This window comes from Myxococcus sp. AB025B, from assembly GCF_006518215.1.
Taxonomy (GTDB): domain Bacteria; phylum Myxococcota; class Myxococcia; order Myxococcales; family Myxococcaceae; genus Myxococcus; species Myxococcus fulvus.
Genome location: NZ_SRLW01000201.1, coordinates 1 through 18,693 on the forward strand (window position 1 = coordinate 1; position 18,693 = coordinate 18,693).

Consider the following 18,693-nt stretch of genomic DNA (forward strand, 5'->3'; position numbering starts at 1 on the left):
GGTGGTGGCGCGGGCGCGCGGCCTGGGGGACAGCAGGGCTCGGGCTCTTCGTCCGGTGGGCAGCGGCCGGGTGGTGGTGGTGGTGACAAGAAGGGCCCGGAGCCTTTCAACAATCCGTTCGCGAAGCTGAAGCGCTGAGCGGCAGACACGTTCGATGGCGCGCGTGCTGATGATTCGCCCGCGTCATCGGATGCCTCGACGTCTCGATGCAGGCCACTCGAGGGGCTTCGTGGACCCTCGGGTGTGCCCGGCGAGGAGGCAAAGGCATGCTTCGCGCACCGTTCATGCATGAATCCCTCATGATTCGAGGCAGAGGGCGCGACAGGGGCATCGTTCTCGTAGCCTGCGGGACATGTCTCTCAAGCAAGCAGGACAGTTCTCCCTTGTGATGTTCCTGTACCCAGGGGCCCTGCGCCCGTGGGTCCTTCTGCTCATAGCCCTGGGGTGCGGTGGGGGCCGGAGTGGAACAGTGACGCCGTCGTCATCACCACATGCCGACGTGCGGACGAGGCCTGATGACCCAGGGCTCGTCGTCGAGATGCGACGGACGGGGTGTGACGGGGTTTGCCCTCACTACAGTCTCTCCATCCATGGCGATGGGCGGGTGGTCTACGCAGGTGAATTCCATGTGAAGGTCCGAGGCAGGCGAGAGTCTCGCCTGACGCCCGAACAACTGGCGCGATTGAGACGAACGCTCGCCGAGCATGTGAAGACCGAGGTCATCTACGGCGAGCGCGAGCGGGATTGGTATACGTGCCCCCACCGAGGCCTGGGCCTCGGGGGGGTGGTGCTCCTGGCTCCGGAGGTGGGGGTGTCCGAGCCCATCTGCTATGTGAATTATGTCTTCCTCCGAGATCCCCCCTTGCTGGGTGGGGTCGACTACCTGATTGAAGAGATTGTCGGCAGCCACCGTTGGGCGGGGTGCGCTGCCGACTTGAAGGGATTCGGCGGGTGTTGAGGCCCGCTCCAGGGCCTGCTTCATTGGCGAATTAAATTCATGCGCGTTAACTATATGGACGCATGAACCAACGGCTCGGCAGCCTCCTCGAATCCTTCCTGGGCCACGTGTCGCACTCGCGTGGCCAGGTGCTCTCGCTCCTCTCGGAGCACGGCGTCACGGCCGACCAGGGCATCCTGCTGCGCCACGTGCGCGAGCAGCCGGGCGAGCCTCTGTCGAGCCTCGCTGAGCGGATGGGCCTGTCCCTTCCCTCGGTGAGTCAGATGGCCGAGCGCCTGGTGAAGCTCGGCTATGTGACGCGGCGCGAGGACCCGGAGGACCGCCGGCGCAAATCGCTCCAGGTGACGGCCAAGGCGAGCCGCTTCCTCACCGCGTTCAAGAAGGTGCGCGCCGAGGAACTCGCCCTGGGCTCCTCGCGCCTCACGGCACCGACGCAGCAGCGGCTGGTGTCTGCGCTCGAAGCCGCCCTCGCAGAACTCGAAGGAGAACCCTCATGATGCAGCTGGACCACCTGGCCGTGGACGCACGCGACGTCGACGCGTCCTCCCGATTCCTCGCGCGAATCCTGGGCGCCAAGGCCCCCGTCCCCGAGGGCGCCGATGACGACATGCGGCGCATCGACCTGGACCACGGGTGCTTCGTCCTGTTCTCACCCGCGTCCGAGCCGCGCTTCTCGCACGTGGCCTTCCGCGTCGACGCGAAGCGGTTCGCGGAGGTCGTGGAGCGGCTGCGCACCGAGCGCGTTCCCTTCGGCAACGACCACTTCGACACGGCGAACGGGAAGACCCAGGACCCCCTCGGCGGTGCGGGACGCGTGTACTTCAATGACAGCAATGGCCACCTGTGGGAGGTGACGTGCTGAGCCCAGGCCCATGCGCCACACCCCACCACCGAAACGTGGTGGGGCATGACGTCTGTTCATGTGCAGCGAAGCAATGACTGACGACTAGTATCCCCAGCAGGCGCCATTGTGGCCGTTGTAGCCGATGGACCGGCAGAAATCGAACGCCGCCGAGGCGCAGTTGCCATAGCCCACCACGGAGACGTGGCCGACGACGTACCAATAGCTGATGCTGTCGTTGCACTCGGCCAGACAGTAGTTGTTGCCGTCATAGCCGGTACACGTGGCGAACGCGCTGACCCGGCCGTCCTCGGACGACGTGTCGGGCGAAACCTGCTCCTCGGCGGGTGGCGTGACGGGCTCCGTCGCGCCACCCTCGTCCAACTCCATACCGCCACCACAAGCCGTTGCGACCACTGCGAACATCGTCAGAAGGGAGTGCCTCGCGAGATGCATGGTGGTTCCTGTCTGGCTTCGAGTGCCCGTGCGAATGGCAGACATCCGCCGGGAGCGCCTGGGATGGGCGCAGAACCCTTGTAAGGGAAGTCCATCCTGCCAGGGTATGGGCTGTGTCTGGATTGCCGTCTGCTTCACAGACACTGCGAGACAAGCGCAGGATTCCAATCAATCCATGGTGGGTTCCCACGAGGCCGTGATGGCCCCGTGGGCGCCCGTCGCCGTCAATCGAGCGGGAACTCGCGCACTTCCTCGGTGAGCCGCTGGATGCGCGCGAGCCTGCGCGCGTAGCGGTCCGTGCCGTTGCGCGTGTCGAACCGCGTGGCGATGGCCTGCGCCTGCTGACGCATCCACGCGTGCAGCGCCTTCACCTCGTAGCCGCCGTCCGCTCGGTGCTCGGGGAACGACTTCGTCAGGCGCAGGCTCACCACGTCCCGGTCTCCCGCCGCCAGCACACGCTCCAACAGGAACGTCGCCGCGACCAGGAAGATGAACCGGTCATTGTAGCTGCCGTGGTCCAGCGTCCACTCCAGGTGCTTCTCCAGCAGCGTCAGCCCCCGCGCCAGGTTGCCCGTCAGCGTCAGGAACTCCAGGTGGTCCCCCACCGTGGCCAGGAAGTCGCGGTTCTTCGACGTCAGCGCGTAGCCACGCCGGTGCAGCTCCGCCGCGCGCTCCAGCTCGCCCAGCTTGAACAGGGGATAGAGCAGCGTGCCCAGCGTCAGGTGCGGAATCTCCGCGCACTTCACCCGCCCGTCCAGGATGGGCTTCGCCTTGCGCAGCGCCTGCTCCCACTCGCCCTTCTCCACGTGGTGGTCCAGCTCGTCGTCCAGCTCACACGCGCGGCAGTCCGTCAGGTGGTCCCGGGGCGCCGCGAGCCACGCCTCCCACAGCCGGTCCACCTCCGCCGCGTCATCTCCCATGTCCCGCGCGGCCTGGTAGCGCAGCTTCAGCACCGAGCGCTTGCCCGCGTCCACCTTGGTGAAGCACTGCTCGATGTCGTCCAGCGCGTCGACGATCTGCTTGCGGGAGATGTGCGGGAACTCCTTGATGCGCCCCACCACCCACTTCTGCTTCCAGAGCATCGCCTCCGGGTCGAAGCGCTCCGGGTCCTTCTTCTGCTGGCCCCGGCACCACGCGAAGGCCACCAGCGCCTTGTCCGGATAGCCCCCGAAGGTCGCCGCGTCGATGAGGTCGTCGCGCAGCTCGTAGCCCAGCTGCACGTCGCCGTGCGAGTCGGCCATCCGCACCGCTTCCTCCAGCAGCCGCACCTTGCTCTCGCTGGAGCGCTGCCGGCTCGCCCTATCCCAGAGCGCCTGGGCCTCCTCGCGCCAGTCCGTCGACATCAGTGCAGCCCTCCCGAGCTTCCGCCTCCGTCTCCCTCTCCGCCACCCGTGCCCAGCTGCGCGGAGATGAGCCCCAACAGTCCCTGGTTCAGCAGCGTCATCTCCTGCGCGTTCAGCGGGTGCTGCCCGAGCAGCAACGCCTGCACGTAGAGCATCTCCACGGACAGCTTCATCATGTTCCGGTCCGACACCGCCGCCAGCCGCCGCACCACCGGATTGTGCAGGTTGAAGCACAGCTGCACCGGCTCGCCGCCCGCCGCCGCCATGACGCCCTCCAGCACGCTGGCGTACAAGTCGTCCGACTCGTCGCGGGCGCGCTCCGCGTCGCGCCGGAACGAGCCCTCCTCGTCCGAGCTGTAGAGCGTGGGCACCTCGGCCGGGAAGAACTTCTTCACCGCCACGCCGCAGTGGAACGGCGCCAGCACCTGCTCGGCCGTGCGCAGCAGCGGGAACACCGCGTCGCGCTCGTCCATCGTCAGCTCCTCGAAGCTCTGCGGTAGGTCCGACGAGGAGAACGGCTCCACCTGCGCGTCCTGGATGACGTGCGGCAGCTTCTCCAGCAGCGCCGCGTCGTGCGTGTAGGCCGCGTTGATGATGCACAGCCCCTGCGCGCCCGCCACCCGCGCCACCTGCCGGAAGCCGTCCAGCGTGGACGTGTAGCGCACCACCGGATACGCCCGGCGGTACTCCGAGAGCGTCGTCACGCCCAGCGAGGTCTCGAACGGCAGCCACCCGATGACCAGCCGGTAGAAGTCGTCGTCGTCCAGCGCCAGCGCCTTGACGCTCAACCCATGCAGGCCAATCAGCCGCTGGAGCGCGCGCGGGTCCTCGTGCGCCAGGTCCATCAGGTACTTGCGCAGCCCCTGTCCCAGCGCCACGCGGGCCTGGGCGAGCGAGTCATCCTCGTAGAACGACTCGCGGCTGGCGGTGGGCCTGAGCGCGTTGGCGTTCACCACGCACTTCACGAAGAAGGCCCACTCCGGCAGCAGGTTCTCCGCGCTCTCCGACAGCAGCATGTGCTTCAGGTACACGCGGTGCTTCTGCTTCGCGTTGAAGTGCGGCGACGCCGGCAGCACGAAGGCCACCCCGTCCACGTCCCCCGCCTGCGAGCGCAGCGGGATGCAGTCGATGAAGTCCGTCTCGAAGACCTCGCGCCCGTAGTCGAGCAGCGCCTTGCGGCGCTCGGCCGCGCTCGCGTACTCGCGCCGCCACGGCGGCCCGTCCGCGTCCAGCCGCTCCACCTCGCCACCCACCGACAGCTGGATGGGGAAGGGCAGCAGGCCGCCGTAGTGTCGTGCCAGCTGGCGCACCCGCTCCGCCGCGAACCACTCCGCCATGTCCGCGCGGGCCACCAGGAACACCTGCGTGCCCGGCTTGTCCAAGGGATGCGCGGACTCCTGGACCGCGTAGGTGCCGTCGTGCCGGCCGCGCCACTCCAGCGTCCGCCCGTCCCCGCGTGCCGAGCGCGTCACGAGCAGCAGCTCGTCGCACACCATGAAGCACGACAGCAGGCCGATGCCGAACTGGCCGATGAAGTCCTTGCGGCGGGCCTCCAGGGCCTCGCGCTTGGAGGACTCGCCGATGGTGGCCAGGAAGCGGTGGATTTCTTCTTCCGTCAGGCCCACCCCGTCGTCGCTGAAGACCAGGGTGGGGGGGCCTCCGTCCTGCTTCTCCACCAGTTCCAGGCGCACGGTGCCGGTGTGGGAGGGCTCCAGGTGCTGGCGGGCCCGGATGGCGTCGGTGGCGTTCTGGAGCAGCTCTCGGAGGTAGACGCCCGGGGAGCTGTACAGATGGTGGGACAGGAGGTCGATGACCCCACGGAGGCTGACTTGGAATCGGTGGTCCACGCTGGGGTCCACCATCCTTCCCGGAGCCCGTCATGTCGACCGTTCTTTCGAGATTGCGGCCTTCGAGCCGCCGGGGCATCTGTCCGCCCCGGGGCAGGCGATGCGCGCAGGCCCTTGATTGGCCGCCCGGACAGTGCCAAGCGGCGGCCCGGCCGGGGGTGTGCCCTCGTGGCAACCCGGCGACACGTCGAGACTTTCGACCCGAGAGAGGACAACCATGCGGAACGAGCTCAGGGCAGTCGCGGTGGGGGCGCTGTTGACCTTCGGTGGCACGGCCATGGCGCAGGACGCCGCCACGCCCCCGGCGGCCCCGGCCGCGAAGAAGGCGGACGCCGCGAAGTCCGCGGCCACCAAGGGCAAGCTGGAGGTGACGTGGTGGGGCCACGCGGCCTTCGTGGTGCGCACCCCGGGCGGGGCGGTGATTGCCATCGACCCGTGGCTCACCAACCCCAAGGCGCCCAAGGACGCTCCGCAGCCGGAGGCGCTGGACGCCATCCTCCTCACCCACGGCCACTTCGACCACGTGGGCGAGGCCAAGGCGCTGGCGCAGAAGACGGGCGCCAAGGTGTTCGGCTCGTTCGAGCTGGTGAACCAGCTGGGCCTGCCGGAGACGCAGGCGGTGGGCGCCAACGCGGGCGGGACGTTCCAGGTGAAGGACGTCACGCTGCACCTGGTGGAGGCGGTGCACTCCAGCAGCTACCAGGCGGACCCCAAGGCCCCTGCGCAGTACGCGGGCGCGCCGCTGGGCTACGTGCTGAAGGTCGACAAGGGGCCCACGCTGTACCACGCGGGTGACACGGGCGCGTTCGAGTCCATGTCGCTCATCGCCACCCAGTTCAAGCCCACGGTGGCGATGCTGCCCATCGGCGGGCACTTCACCATGGGGCCCGCGGAGGCGGCGCAGGCGGCGCGGCTGCTGAAGGTGCAGAGCATCGTCCCCATGCACTTCGGCACCTTCCCGCTCCTGCAGGGCACGCCCGAGGCGCTGCGTGGCGAGCTGAAGAAGACGCGCCCGGGCACGAAGGTGCTGGAGCTGGAGCCGGGCAAGTCCACGGCGCTGTAGGCCCGGGTCTGCGTCCGGGGTGGGACTCTTCCGGCGCCGTAGAAGTCTGGGTTCTGGAGGGGCTGACTCCGGGCAGTCGAATCTCCCGAAGGCCGGGTGGCGTCGCGGAGGCCCCCTGGGTTACATCCGGCGGACCGTCTCCAGGCGTCCGTCGGCGGGTCCGGGGGTGTTCCGGTGTTGGATTTCAGCAAGGCGGGGTGGTTGACCCCGCTCCTCAACGAGGCGGTCGCGGCCCATCTGGGGTCGCCCGCTCCGGAGGAGAGCGCCTTGCGGCTGGGGCCCGGGCGTGCCCGGGCTCGGGCGTATCTGCGGCGCACCCTGCGCGCCAGCGGGTTGTTGTACGGCACTCCCGCGGACGCGCCCACGGCGCTGGACGCGATGCCGGACACCGAGTTCCAGGCGCAGGCGCTGGAGGACCAGCTCTTCCACGCGGTGCTGCGCACGCTGGCGGCGCTCGCGCTGGAGCTGGCGCGGCAGGTGGGCGCGCCCGAGGGGCGCCGGGTGGAGCAACTGCTGGTGCTCTTCTGCGTGCTGGGCGGGGAGCTGGTGCTGGCGGAGGTGCTGGCGGAGCAGCTGGCCCAGGGCAAGCCGGTGACGAAGCGGCAGGTGGCCAAGGTGGAGGTGGCGCTGCGCAAGCGCGAGCCCACGCTGGCCGGTGACCCCGTGTACGGGCTGGTGCTGCACAACGGCGCGCAGTACGCGGACGCGCAGCTGTTCTGTCGGCAGGCCATCGACTACTTCGCGAGCGGGCGCTTGTCGCGCGAGCAGACGCGGCGGCGGCTGGACTTCGCGTCGAAGCAGAAGGCGCTGCTGGTGGAGGTGCTGACGGGGCTGGCGTGCGTGGACCGGTTGCCGGGGACTCCGGCGCGGCGGGCCATCCTCAAGCAGGTGGAGGACCTGCGGCTGCCGGCGGCGATGGCGTCCGAGCTGAAGTCAGCGGTGAAGCAGTCCTTCGAGCGGCGGCGCTCGGTGCGGGACGTGGTGCGCCAGGTGCGCAGCGTGGACATGCGCCACTTCCTGCTGGAGCAGACGCTGCTGGCGGCGCTGGTGGACGGGCGGCGCACGCGGCGCGAGCGGGCCTTCATCGACACGCTGGCGGACGCGCTGCACGTGTCGAAGGAGGAGCTGCACCGGCTGGAGCTGGAGATGGCGGAGTTCTACGCGCGCCATCGCTCCATCGTGGATGTGTTCACGGTGCGCGACGCGGCCAGCGCCATGGGTGACGACATGGTGGCCGGCATGCAGGAGACGCTGGAGAAGAACTTCTACCGGCTGATGCAGGAGGTCCGCGAGACGGGGGACCTGGCGGTGCTGGTGGCGAAGGTGGCGCGGCGCCAGAAGCTCACGGAGGATGAGCGGCAGCGCATGCGCGCGCAGCTCATCGACGTGGCGAAGGCGATTCCCGCGCTCGCCATCTTCGCGGCGCCCGGTGGGTTGCTGCTGTTGGCGGCGCTGGCCAAGTTGCTGCCGTTCAGTCTGTTGCCCAGCGCGTTCCAGGACGACGACGTGCCCGACGTGCTCCCCGACGATGTCGAGGACTTCGGCCCGGAGCGCGAGGCGGGGTGAGACGGGAGGTCGGCCGCTTGGATGTCGGCCTGCCCTGGCTCCTGGCGTGAAGGCGCTGCCATCGGCGCGGACGGTCCCCAGCTTCAGGGGGCGGACCGGGCCCGCGTGGCGCCCATTCCCCGCGGGAGGAAGGCCGATGCGCGTCCATCAGCGTGATGTGGAGGTCGGCGTCGCCGGACGCCTGCTGGCGGGGTTCCTGTGTGTCCCCGAGCGGGCGAGCGGCCTGGTGATGCTCGTGGGGGACGAGGAGCTGGCGAAGGACTCCTCCGTGCGCGAGGTGCTGCACGCGGCGGGGCTCGCGACGCTGGGGCTCGACTGGCGCACCGCGGACGAGGAGCAGGCCGAGGACTGGACGGTGCGCGAGGGCGCGCACGTGGAGCTCATCGCGCATCGGCTGGAGGTGGCGCGCGACTGGTTGCAGCGTGACGACGTGTTGTCGCTGTTGCCCGTGGGATTCCTGGGGATGGGGTTGGGCGCGGCCGCGGTGCTGGTGGCGGCGGCGCATCAGCCTCGGGGTGTTCAGGCGGTCGTCACGCTGGGGGGCAGACCGGACAAGGCGGGCTCGGTGGTGGCGGAGGTGCGCGTGCCCACGCTGGTGCTCGGGGCAGGGGAGGACGCGGACCGGGCGATGCTCGCGCGGCGGGTGTTCGATGGACTGGCGCCGGGGATGCGCAAGGGGCTCCAACTGGTCGAGGGCGCGAGCCGGCGGTTCGAGGAGGCAGAGCCACGGGCTCGCGCGGCGCGCATGGCGGCGGCGTGGTTCTCGGATTGCTTCCGCGCGGTCGCGGGGCCCGGGGTCGTCGAGTGGAGCGAGGGCACCGCGTGACGTGGGTCGGAGGACAGGCTGTGTCGGAACTCGCGAGCGCTCCTCGTGGGGGCTCGCCCCACTGCGTGACGCGGCGGGGCGCGAGCCGTTCAGGTGTCCCCACGCAGACGACGGGACGGACCGGCGCGATGGCGCTGTCCGGGTGGTTCGGCGGTGGCCTCACTCGACCCCTGCGAACGGCCTCCCTCTCGTCACACGTTGGACAAGCGGAGACACCCCGCCCGCGGGAGGTTGTCGGTGGATGTTGTTCCTCTCGATGCGCCATTCGGCCATGGCGGAGCCGGATGGGCGCCGGCGGCCTGAACGGAAAGTGTGCTGGACCGCGCAGCGCGCGTCCGCACGGTGTGCCTCATCTCCGTGGCTTATCGATGCCTCACGTACGGCTCGATGGCGCTCGTCGCCTCGCATGGCGAGCGCCGCGCCCTGGCGTTACTCCGGTGCTGTGGCGTGGAGGGGCGTGATGAGGGAGTCGGGAGCTCCATGAATGTGTTCCGGCGCCACTTGGAGTCGTTCGTCCGGGTGGAGCCCGTGCGTCCCGCGCTCGGAGCGGGGCTGCGGGCGGCGCTCGCGGTGGGCCTGCCCATGGTGGTTGCCGCCACCCAGCATCTGCCCGCCGTGACATGGGTGGGCATGGCGGGCCTCTTCGTCACGCTGGTGGACCGCGGCGGTCCCTACCGCGACAGGGCCGTCAACATGGGCGCGATGACGCTCCTGGGCGCGGTGATGGGGCTCGTCTCCGCGCTGCAGCTCCCCGACTGGGCCGATGTCCTGCTCACCCTCGCCTGGGTGACGGCGTGCGGCTTCGCGCGCTCCTTTGGCGACACCCCCGGACTCATGGGCGTGGTGCTCGCCAACTACACGGTGGTCTCACTGGCGCTGCCCGCGCAGGGCTTCGCCGACGCGCTGTCCCGCTCCGGGTTGTTCATCCTCGGTGGCCTGTGGGCCATGATGCTCGCGCTGGTGCTCTGGCCGCTGCGCCCCTATCGCCCCGCGCGCCTCGCCATCTCCCGCTGCTACCGCGCGCTGGCCTCCCGCGCCGAGGAGGTCGGCCGCTGGCCACTCGATGGTCCGCCTCCCCCCGCCAACCTGGTGGAGGTCGTCGACTGGGAGTCGCGCGTGCGCATGTCGCTCGAGGACGCGCGAAGCGTGCTGGCCTCCACCCGCCGCAACCGCGCGGGTGAGAGCAACCGGGGTGAGCACCTGCTCGTGCTGCTCGAAGGCGCGGACGCGCTGCTCGCGATGCTGGTCGCGCTGCCGGAGACCCTGGAGCTCGCGCCCCGCGAGCCTCGCTTCCACGCCCTGCGCGCCGAGATCCAGCGAGCGCTCGCGGACCACTCGCGGGACCTCCTGCACATCGCCCGCGCGCTGGAACAGGAGAAGCGCGAAGTGGAGTCCTCGGTCTGGAGCACGGACCGGGTCCGTCGCGCGCTCGCGTCCCTCGTCACCGAGGGCCAGTTGCCAGACTCCGCGCGCGCCGCGTACTCACATGCGGAGGCCCTGCTGGTCCGCCTGCGCGAATACTCGGAGGCCCTGCTGGAGGTGGCCAACCACCTGGAGGACGGCGGCCCCGTCGAGTCGGACCTGCCCATGGGGCCGCATCCCGCGTCGGCGCGGCGCCGTCCCCTGCTCGAGCCCCTGCGCGACAACTGGGGCACCGACTCCGTCATCTTCCGCCACGCCATCCGCCTGGGCATCACCGCCGCGCTCGCCACCGCGCTCGTGCGCGGACTCGGGCTGAATCACGGCTATTGGGTCATCATCACCGTCATCGTCGTGCTCCAGCCCTACTCGGGGATGACCTTCGAGCGCGGGGTTCAGCGCGCCGCGGGCACGCTGCTCGGCGGCGCGCTGGCGGCGGGATTGGTGGCGCTCGTGCGGGACCCGGTGGTGCTGCTCGGCGCCATCATGGCGTTCTTCGCCGTGGCCATCGCCGTGAAGCCCATGAGCCTCGCCGCCTTCCAGGTGCTGCTCGCGCCCGCGCTGGTGCTGCTCGCGGAGATTCAGACCGGAGACTGGGAGCTGGCCGGAGTGCGTGTCATCAACACGCTGCTCGGCGGCGTGCTGGCCCTGGTGGGCGCGTGGCTCCTATGGCCCAGCCCCGAGCACTCGCGCTTCCCGGAGGAGGTCGCCAACGCATTGCGCGCCGACCGCGACTACCTGTTGAGCGTGGCCTCCGCGCGCTCGGACGAGGAGCCCCAGGTGCGCGAGGCGCGGCGCAAGCTGGGCCTCCAGTTGCTGTCCGCGGAGGCCTCCTTCCAGCGGCTGCTCTCCGAGTGGCGCGGTTCCTCGCGACAGCTCGAGCCCGCCATGGCGCTGCTCGCGTATGCCCGGCGCTTTGGCTCGGCCGTGACGGCGCTGGCCGCCAGTCGGCAGGGTCGCAAGGACCTGGCGCCTGTCATCGGCTACGCGGGCAACGTGCTCGAGGACCTGGCGCTCGCCGTGGAGCACCGCCGCGCGCCGTCTCCGCTGCCCAGGTCCGCGGCGCAGGAGAACCTGGACGTGCTCTCCCGCACCCAGATGGACCGACTGGTGCGTCAGCTCACCGTGCTCCACAAAGCCACGGTGCGCGCGGCGCCGCAGCTCACGGGGTGAGCCTTCGAATCAGGTCCGCTCGATGCGCGCCAGGAACTGGCGGGGCCTCGTTGATGAACCGGGTACGCCAGCTCACCGTGCTCCACAAAGCCACGGTGCGAGCGGCGCCCCAACTCACGGGGGGCGCTTCGAATCAGGTCCGCTCGATGCGCGCCAGGAACTGGCGCGGGTGCTTGTTGTTGAACCGGGTACGTCAGCTCACCATGCTTCACAAAGCCACGGTGCGCGCGGCGCCGCAGCTCACGGGGTGAGCCTTCGAACGAGGCCCGCTCGATACGCGCCAGGAACTGGCGCGGGGCCTCGTTGATGAACCGGGTACGTCAGCTCACCGTGCTCCACAAGGCCACGGTGCGAGCGGCGCAACCGAATCAGGTCCGCTCGATGCGCGCCAGGAGCCGGCGCAGGTCCTCGTTGACGCTGGCGTACTGGGTGACGCCCTGCTCGGCCTGGAGCTGCTTGCGCAGGTCCGGCAGCGACGTCTCTCGGACCTTCTTCGCCGCGTCCTGCGAGCCGTCCACCAGCCACCCCATGGCGAGGATGAGCGCCAGGCGAACCTCCGTGTCGCGCTCGGACAGCTTCGCGGCGAGCGCCGGCGCGTGCTCCGCCGAGCCCGCGCGTCCCACCTCCAGCGCCGCGCGCTCCATCATCGGCTTGGTCGCCTTGTCCATGCGCTGCACCCAGCAGCCCGCGTTGCCCGTGCACGCCTGACCCGCCTCCAGCAACGCCGCGTGCGCGGTGATTTCATCCGCGCGCTTCTTGCCCAGCCCCGCCGCGTCCTCGCAGCCTTCCTCCTGCGTGGCCTTGCAGTCGGCCGCGGTGCGCGCCGGCTCACCGGTGGCCAGCTTCTGCAGGATGGGCTGCTCGCGCGCGTCACCCAGCATCGCCAGCCCCTTCACCGCCACCTCACGCGCGTACCAGTCACCCGTGCCCGCGGCCTTCTCCAGCGCGGGGAGCGCGTCGCGGCCGCCCAGCCGCACCAGCGCCTTCACGTACGCGTCGCGCACCGTGGGGTCCGTCTCCAGCACCAGCGTCGTCAGCGGCTTCACCGCCTCCGTCGCGCGCAGGCGGCCCAGCGCGTCCGCCGCCTGCATCCGCACCAGCGCCTGGATCTGCACGTCCGAGTGCGAGAACGACAGCAGCTTGAGCAGCGGCTCCACCGCGCGCTTCTCACGCAAATCCCCCAGCACCGTCGCCGCCTTCATCGGGTAGCTGGCCGGGTTGACGCCGTTCGTCTTCGCCCACGCGAGCAGCTCCGCGTCACGCCCCTCCAGCGCGGGCAACAGCGCGTCCGCCGCGGGCTGGCCCAGCTGGAACAGCGCGAAGCTGCTCTCCACGTAGAAGGACTTGCCCTTGCGCTCCTTGGTCAGCATCCGGATGAGCGCCGGCGCCGCGCGGCCGTCACCGATGTGGCCCAGCGCCTCGATGGCCTTCTTGTTGAGGAACGGCTCCACGCCCTCGTCCGTGGCCAGGACGATGAGCGGCTCCACCGCCTCCTTCGCCTTCATGCTCCCCAGGACTTGAATGGCCTCGATGCGCGCGTACGTGTCCTTGGCCCTCAACAGCGGCACCAGCGCGGGCACGGCGCGCACGTCGCCGATGGCGCCCAGCGCCGTCACCATCGCCTTGTTCGCCAGCTGCGAGGACATGTCACCCGCCGCCGGGTCGATGGCCGCCGACAGCGCCTCCACCGACGAGGCGTGGTGCACGTCGCCAATCGCGCGGGCCAGCGCCGCCTTCACCTCGGGCTTGCGCTCCTGCGAGAGCGCCTCGTGCAGCATGGGCAGGAAGCTCTCGTTGACCTTCGTCTTCGTCCGCATCGCCTCGATGAGGCGCACCCGGTCCTCCGCTCGCCGCGTCTGCTGGAGCGTCCCGGCCCAGTAGTCGGGCGAGTTCGGGTCCGACTTACAGGCGACAAAACAGAGAACGGCGGCAACACACCACGCTGCGAGGGGGCGGCTCATCGAGGCTCCTGGGCGTCGTCTGCGGGGTTGTCCTGTCGGCAGTCGTAAACCTCCTGTCACGAAGGAAGCAAACCACCCAGGTCACCTGGGGTACGCTGGTCAACGACATGTCCGACGACACTCACAAGGCGCCGCGCCCGGGCTACACCCGACGGACCTACCTGCTCGACCGGGAATTCCAGCTCAAGTACATCCTTCTGCTGGCTGGCATCGGGGCGGGCAGCGTGGCGGTGTTCGGAGCCCTGGCGTACCGGCTCCATGCCTCCTCGGTGGACTCGGGCGTGGGGGCGGGTGACTCCATCATGTGGCTCACCGTGCTGGGCTCGGTGGGGCTGGGGGCGCTGCTGGGCCTGTTCGGCCTGCTCTTCACCCATCGGGTGGCGGGCCCCGTCCACGTGATGAGCCTGTATGTCGCCGCGCTGGCCGCCGGGCGCTATCCCCGGCTGCGGCCCCTGCGCAAGAAGGACGAATTGAAGCGCTTCTTCGACCGCTTCAGCGAGGCGGTGGACCGCATCCGCCAGCGCGAGGCGGACGAGGCGCACGCCCTGGAGGGGGCCCTGGCCGCGTTGAAGCCCGTGGCCACCACCCCCGAGGCGCGCGAGGCGCTGGAAACCCTGTCCGCGCTGTGCACGCGCAAGCGTCAAGCAGTGGACAATCCCACCGCGAGCACCTTCAAGTCCGTGGCTTGAAGCCTGCCCCGAGGAGAGCCCGAACACCATGAGCAGACCCCGCATCGTCTTCATGGGCACGCCGGATTTCGCCGTGTCCTCGCTCGAAGCCTGTTTCGATTTGGGCGACGTGGTCGCCGTCGTCACCCAGCCGGACAAGCCCAAGGGGCGCGGCAACACGGTGACGGCGCCGCCGGTGAAGGAGCTGGCCGTCGCGCGCGGCGTGCCCGTGTTCCAGCCGGCCAAGCTGCGCACGCCCCCGTTCGTCGAGGAGCTGCGCCGCTTCTCGCCGGATGTCTGCGTGGTGACGGCCTATGGCCGCATCCTCCCCAAGGACATCCTGGAGCTGCCGCCCAAGGGCTGCGTCAACGTGCACGGCTCGCTGTTGCCGCGCTTCCGGGGCGCCGCGCCCATCCAGTGGTCCATCGCGCACGGGGACACGGAGACGGGCGTGTCGCTGATGGTGATGGACGAGGGCCTGGACACCGGCCCCGTGCTCGCGATGAAGCGCCTGCCCATCGGCCCCGAGGACACGAGCGCCACCATGTACCCGAAGCTGGCGGCGCTGGGCGGCGAGGTGCTGCGCGAGTTCCTGCCGGCGTACCTGAGCGGGGCGCTCAAGCCGGTGCCCCAGCCCTCGGAGGGCGTGATGCTGGCGCCCATCATCGAGAAGGAGGAGGGGAAGCTGGACTTCACCCGTCCCGCCATCGCGCTGGAGCGCAGGCTGCGTGCCTTCACGCCGTGGCCCGGGGCATTCACCTCGATGGGCGGCAAGCTGGTGAAGGTGCACCGCGTGAAGGTGGCGCAGGGGAAGGGCGCGCCGGGCACGGTGTTGTCCGCGGGCGCGGAGGGCATCGAGGTGGCGTGCGGCGAGGGCTCGCTCGTGCTGCTGGACATCCAGCTGGAAGGCAAGCGGGTGATGAAGGCGGCGGAGTTCCTCACGGGCCACAAGCTGGCCGTGGGCAGCCAGCCGTTCGGCACCTAGTCGATGGCCACGACGAGACGGACTCTTTCGAGTACAGGCGCATGGGTATGAGACTGCTGGTGTTGCACGGGCCGAACCTGAACCTGCTCGGTGTCCGCGAGGGCGGGCGCGGGCTGTCGGACCTGGATGCCGCGCTGAAGGCGCGCGCGAAGTCGCTGGGGATGGAGCTGACCGTCCTCCAGTCCAACCACGAGGGCGCGCTGCTGGACGCGCTCGCCGCTCATCGCGAGAAGGTGGACGGCATCCTTGTCAATCCGGCGGGCCTGTTCGGCTCGTACGCGCTCAAGGAGGGACTGGAGTCGGTGGGGCTGCCCGCCATCGAGGTCATGCTGCGGCCACCCGCGCGCGAGTCCGTGGTGGCCGAGGCGTGTGTCCTCCAGGTGCACGGGGCCGGTGGCTTCGAGCCGTACCTGGAGGCGCTGGAGACCTTCGCCAGTGGCGTCTTCACGCCGGGGAGCGCGAGCAAGGCGCCCGACGATGATGATGACCTCGTCCAGTCTCCGAGGAAGTCCAAGGGCGCGCCCGCGAAGGCGCTGGCGCTCGCTCCGAGCAAGACGCTGGGGCGCAAGGACTCGGAGGCGGATGCGCCCGCGTCGAAGAGCGGCAAGAGCCTTGGGCGCAAGGCCTCCTCGGACGAGGATGACGCTCCGGAGCCCAAGGGCGGCAAGACGCTCGGGCGAAAGGCGTCCTCGGACGAGGACGACGTGCCGGCACCGAAGGGCGGCAAGACGCTGGGCCGCAAGCCGTCCCCTGTGAAGGACGCCGCGCCCGAGTCGAAGGGCGGCAAGACCTTGGGGCGGGGGACGAAGTCCGCCTCGGTGACGACGGACCTGCTCACGCGGGCGCTGGTGCACCAGAAGATCTCCGACCGGCTCGCGGGCCGGCTCACCGCCGCGGAGCTGGCCTCCTGGGCGCGCTCCCGCTATGAGGCCCTCCAGCGCGGACTGCCCGCGGAGCAGGGCCAGCGGGCCGTGCTCGAGGAGCAGCTCCAGCGCCTCACGCTGTCCCACCTTCCCTCGACGCGGCTCTCCGATGAGCAGCTCGTGGACCTGATGACCCGGCTCGACGAAGGATGAATCCCCGCGCACTCGCCATCCTCGTGCTGGCGCGCGTCCGCGCAACGGACGCCTACCTCAACGTGGTGCTGGACACGATGCTGTCCGAGTCACCGCCCAAGGACCCGCGCGACGCGGGCCTCGCCACGGAGCTGACCTACGGCGCCACCCGTCGGCAGCTCGCGCTCGACTACGCCATCACCCGCTTCGCCGACCGCAAGCTGGACGCCATGGAGGACCGCGTGCTCGCGGCCCTGCGCATCGGCGCGTATCAAATCTTCCACACCCGCGTGCCCGCGCGCGCCGCGGTGGCGGAGACGGTGCAGGCGCTCAAGGAGGTCGGCCTCACCCGCGCCGCGGGCTTCACCAACGCCATCCTGCGCAAGCTCGCGGAGCTGCCCTCGCCGCCCTTGCCGTCGCCGTCCGACGTGGCCCACCACCTGTCCGTGCGCGAGAGCCATCCGCAGTGGCTGGTGGAGCGCTGGCTGCGCCAGTTCGGCCGCGAGCGCGCCGAGGCCATGCTGGTGGCCGACAACCAGTCCCCTCCCGTCGTCATCCGCGCCAACACCGCGAAGGTGACGCGCGACGCGCTGCTCACCCAGCTGCAGGAGGTGGGCGTCGACGCGAAGGCCGCCACCGTGTCCCCCGTGGGCATCATCCTGCCACCGGTGGGCCGCGTGGAGGACGTCTACGGCTACTCGGAGGGCCTGTGGCAGGTGCAGGACGAGGCCGCCCAGCTCGTCGGCGTGTACGGCGCCATCCCCGAGTCCGCGCGGGTGCTGGACGCGTGCGCGGCCCCCGGTGGCAAGTCCTGTCACCTGGCGCAGGAGCACGACGTCGTCGCCGTGGACCTGCACGCCCACAAGCTGAGGAAGATCGACGGCGAGGCGAAGCGCCTGGGCCTGACGTCGCGCTTGAAGGCCTACGCGCACGACGCGGCGGAGCCGTTCCCGGAGGCGTGGGGCGAGTTCCACGCGATGCTGGTGGACGCGCCGTGCTCGGGGCTGGGCACGCTGCGCCGTCACCCGGAGCTGCGCTACCGCCGCAAGGAGGAGGACCTCTCGCGGCTGGCCACGCTGCAGCGGCGCATCCTGGAGAACTGCCAGGAGTCGGTGCCGGCGGGCGGCCTGCTCGTCTACGCGGTGTGCACCATGGAGCCGCAGGAGGGGCAGGACCAGGTGGAGATGTTCCTGCGCAGCCACCCGGAGTGGACGGCGGAGCCGCCCGTGTTGCCGGGCCTCAAGCTGCCGCTCACCCAGGCCTACTTGAGGACCCTGCCGGGTCCGGAGGGCTTCGACGGGTTCTTCGCCGCGCGCCTCCGGAAGCTCTACTGACGAAGGCTCAGGCCTCCTCGGTGGCGGGCAGGTTGGCGGCGGACTTGAACGCCTCCAGCACCGCCGCCGAGGCGCGGTCCAGGTACTTGCCCTTGCGGATGAGCAGGCCGATGGGCCGCGACACGGGCCCCTCCGCGAAGGGCTTGGCCACCAGCGAGCCGCCCTTCACCTCGCCCTGCGCGGTGGAGACCGGGAGGATGGCCACGCCCAGGCCCATCTCCACCGCCCGCTTGATGGTCTCCACGTTGTCCATCTCCATCACCGGGTTGATGTCGATGTTCTTCTCGCGGAAGAGCCGGTCCAGCGCCTTGCGCGTGGGCGCCTCGCGGTCGAACGCGATGAAGGGCACGCCCGACAGCGCCGTGAGGCTCACCTTCGCCTTGGAGGCGAACGCGTGGCCCGGCGCGCACACGACGGCCAGCTTGTCGTCGCGGAAGGGCAGGATGTCCACGCCCGCGCGCGGCTGCGGGTACGCCACGATGCCAATCTCCGCCGCGCCCAGAATCACGTCGTCGTAGACCTGGTCGTTGCGGCGGTAGTTCAGCCGCATGTTGACCTTGGGGTGCGCCTTGAGCAGCTGCTTCTGCACCGCGTTGAGCTCGTGCAGACCCACCGAGTAGATGGTGGACACGGTGCTCGTGCCGGCCACCTCCGTCGCCTGCTCGCGAATCTCCTGCTCCACCTCCGCGAAGCGGGCCAGAATCTCCTTGCAGCCGCGGAACAGCCGCTCACCCGCCGGCGTCGGCGTCACCTGCCGGGCGCTGCGCGACAGGAGCTTCTGCTCGTAGCGGTTCTCCAGCGCGCGAATCTGCTGGCTCACCGCCGACTGCGTGACGTGGTTGAGCTGCGCCGCTCGCGAGAAGGAGCCGGTCTCCACCACATCACAGAACATTTTCAGGGACTCGAGCTGCATGGCCGCTCCCTACTCCCGAACCTAATGGCCTGGCCACTATTAATTAGTCCGCCTACGTCACACCGCCAAATGCGCTAACCCTCCAAGTCGGCCGGCTGTCGGGCGAAAGAAGGACGAGGGCCCCGGAGGGCTGGTGCTCAGGGCGCCTGGGGCGGGGCGGGCGGGCGACGACGCACCAGGACGAAGAGGGCGCTGCCCAGGGCGACGAGGGCGCCGCCCGCGAGGCTCTGGAAGCGGCCCAGCTCGTGCGTGGCCTGCTGGAGCAGCTCGCACTCGGGGCCGGAC

Annotated in this window: 16 protein-coding genes; 11 read left to right on the forward strand and 5 right to left on the reverse strand. The window is 70.3% G+C overall.

Translation table 11 applies throughout. The annotated features are described in order from the left end of the window. Positions 1-538: 538 nt before the first annotated feature. The 3 genes from FL311_RS28385 (at position 539) to FL311_RS28395 (ending at position 1,820) form a co-directional block, all read left to right on the forward strand. Positions 539-958 (forward strand): DUF6438 domain-containing protein, encoded by a 420-nt coding sequence (locus FL311_RS28385; protein ID WP_228557137.1) that lies wholly within the window; start codon positions 539-541, stop codon positions 956-958. 62 nt (positions 959-1,020) lie between these two features. Then, positions 1,021-1,455, forward strand: a complete 435-nt coding sequence (locus FL311_RS28390; RefSeq protein WP_141329882.1) for a MarR family winged helix-turn-helix transcriptional regulator — start codon at positions 1,021-1,023, stop codon at positions 1,453-1,455. After that, positions 1,452-1,820, forward strand: coding sequence for a VOC family protein (locus tag FL311_RS28395; RefSeq protein ID WP_141329884.1), 369 nt, complete (start codon positions 1,452-1,454; stop codon positions 1,818-1,820). The genes FL311_RS28390 and FL311_RS28395 overlap by 4 nt, the downstream gene beginning before the upstream one ends. 84 nt (positions 1,821-1,904) lie before the next feature. Here FL311_RS28395 and FL311_RS28400 read toward each other — a convergent pair whose 3' ends face one another. The 3 genes from FL311_RS28400 to FL311_RS28410 all read right to left on the reverse strand — a co-directional run bounded on the left by FL311_RS28400 (position 1,905) and on the right by FL311_RS28410 (position 5,445). After that, complete coding sequence (locus tag FL311_RS28400; RefSeq protein WP_141329886.1) at positions 1,905-2,189, reverse strand: hypothetical protein; 285 nt, start codon at positions 2,187-2,189, stop codon at positions 1,905-1,907. 290 nt (positions 2,190-2,479) lie between these two features. Beyond that, positions 2,480-3,598: a hypothetical protein gene (locus FL311_RS28405; protein WP_141329888.1), complete on the reverse strand. Its 1,119-nt coding sequence runs from the start codon at positions 3,596-3,598 to the stop codon at positions 2,480-2,482. Further along, positions 3,598-5,445: an HSP90 family protein gene (locus FL311_RS28410; protein WP_141329890.1), complete on the reverse strand. Its 1,848-nt coding sequence runs from the start codon at positions 5,443-5,445 to the stop codon at positions 3,598-3,600. The genes FL311_RS28405 and FL311_RS28410 overlap by 1 nt, the downstream gene beginning before the upstream one ends. A 217-nt stretch (positions 5,446-5,662) precedes the next feature. On the opposite strand from FL311_RS28410, the gene FL311_RS28415 reads away from it, so the two are divergent. From FL311_RS28415 to FL311_RS28430, 4 genes are all read left to right on the forward strand, one after another. Next, the gene (locus FL311_RS28415) at positions 5,663-6,508 is read left to right on the forward strand and encodes a metal-dependent hydrolase (RefSeq protein ID WP_141329892.1); all 846 of its coding nucleotides are present in this window, start codon (positions 5,663-5,665) and stop codon (positions 6,506-6,508) included. Positions 6,509-6,709: 201 nt separating this feature from the next. Beyond that, a complete protein-coding gene (locus FL311_RS28420; RefSeq protein WP_228557135.1) occupies positions 6,710-8,074 on the forward strand; it encodes an LETM1 domain-containing protein in 1,365 nt (454 codons plus the stop codon). A 136-nt stretch (positions 8,075-8,210) separates the two neighbouring features. Next, positions 8,211-8,900, forward strand: coding sequence for a dienelactone hydrolase family protein (locus FL311_RS28425; protein ID WP_194869399.1), 690 nt, complete (start codon positions 8,211-8,213; stop codon positions 8,898-8,900). Between the two features lie 480 nt (positions 8,901-9,380). Beyond that, positions 9,381-11,492, forward strand: coding sequence for an FUSC family protein (locus FL311_RS28430; RefSeq protein ID WP_141329899.1), 2,112 nt, complete (start codon positions 9,381-9,383; stop codon positions 11,490-11,492). 368 nt (positions 11,493-11,860) lie between these two features. Here the strand turns inward: FL311_RS28430 and FL311_RS28435 are convergent, their stop codons facing one another. Next, positions 11,861-13,453 carry a HEAT repeat domain-containing protein gene (locus FL311_RS28435; protein WP_141329901.1) on the reverse strand — a complete coding sequence of 531 codons (1,593 nt, stop codon included), beginning with the start codon at positions 13,451-13,453 and terminating at the stop codon, positions 11,861-11,863. 107 nt (positions 13,454-13,560) lie between these two features. Between FL311_RS28435 and FL311_RS28440 the strand changes: the two genes are divergently transcribed. The 4 genes from FL311_RS28440 to rsmB are packed head-to-tail and all read left to right on the forward strand — an operon-like array spanning position 13,561 to position 17,495. Beyond that, positions 13,561-14,142, forward strand: coding sequence for a signal protein (locus FL311_RS28440; protein WP_074949814.1), 582 nt, complete (start codon positions 13,561-13,563; stop codon positions 14,140-14,142). Between the two features lie 28 nt (positions 14,143-14,170). Then, positions 14,171-15,106 (forward strand): methionyl-tRNA formyltransferase, encoded by a 936-nt coding sequence (fmt, locus tag FL311_RS28445; protein ID WP_141329903.1) that lies wholly within the window; start codon positions 14,171-14,173, stop codon positions 15,104-15,106. A gap of 41 nt (positions 15,107-15,147) precedes the next feature. Further along, complete coding sequence (locus FL311_RS28450) at positions 15,148-16,182, forward strand: type II 3-dehydroquinate dehydratase (protein ID WP_228557136.1); 1,035 nt, start codon at positions 15,148-15,150, stop codon at positions 16,180-16,182. After that, positions 16,179-17,495, forward strand: a complete 1,317-nt coding sequence (rsmB, locus tag FL311_RS28455) for a 16S rRNA (cytosine(967)-C(5))-methyltransferase RsmB (RefSeq protein WP_141329905.1) — start codon at positions 16,179-16,181, stop codon at positions 17,493-17,495. The genes FL311_RS28450 and rsmB overlap by 4 nt, the downstream gene beginning before the upstream one ends. Positions 17,496-17,502: 7 nt before the next feature. On the opposite strand, the gene FL311_RS28460 is transcribed toward rsmB, so the two are convergent. Then, a complete protein-coding gene (locus tag FL311_RS28460) occupies positions 17,503-18,408 on the reverse strand; it encodes a LysR family transcriptional regulator (protein WP_141329906.1) in 906 nt (301 codons plus the stop codon). Positions 18,409-18,693: the final 285 nt, after the last annotated feature.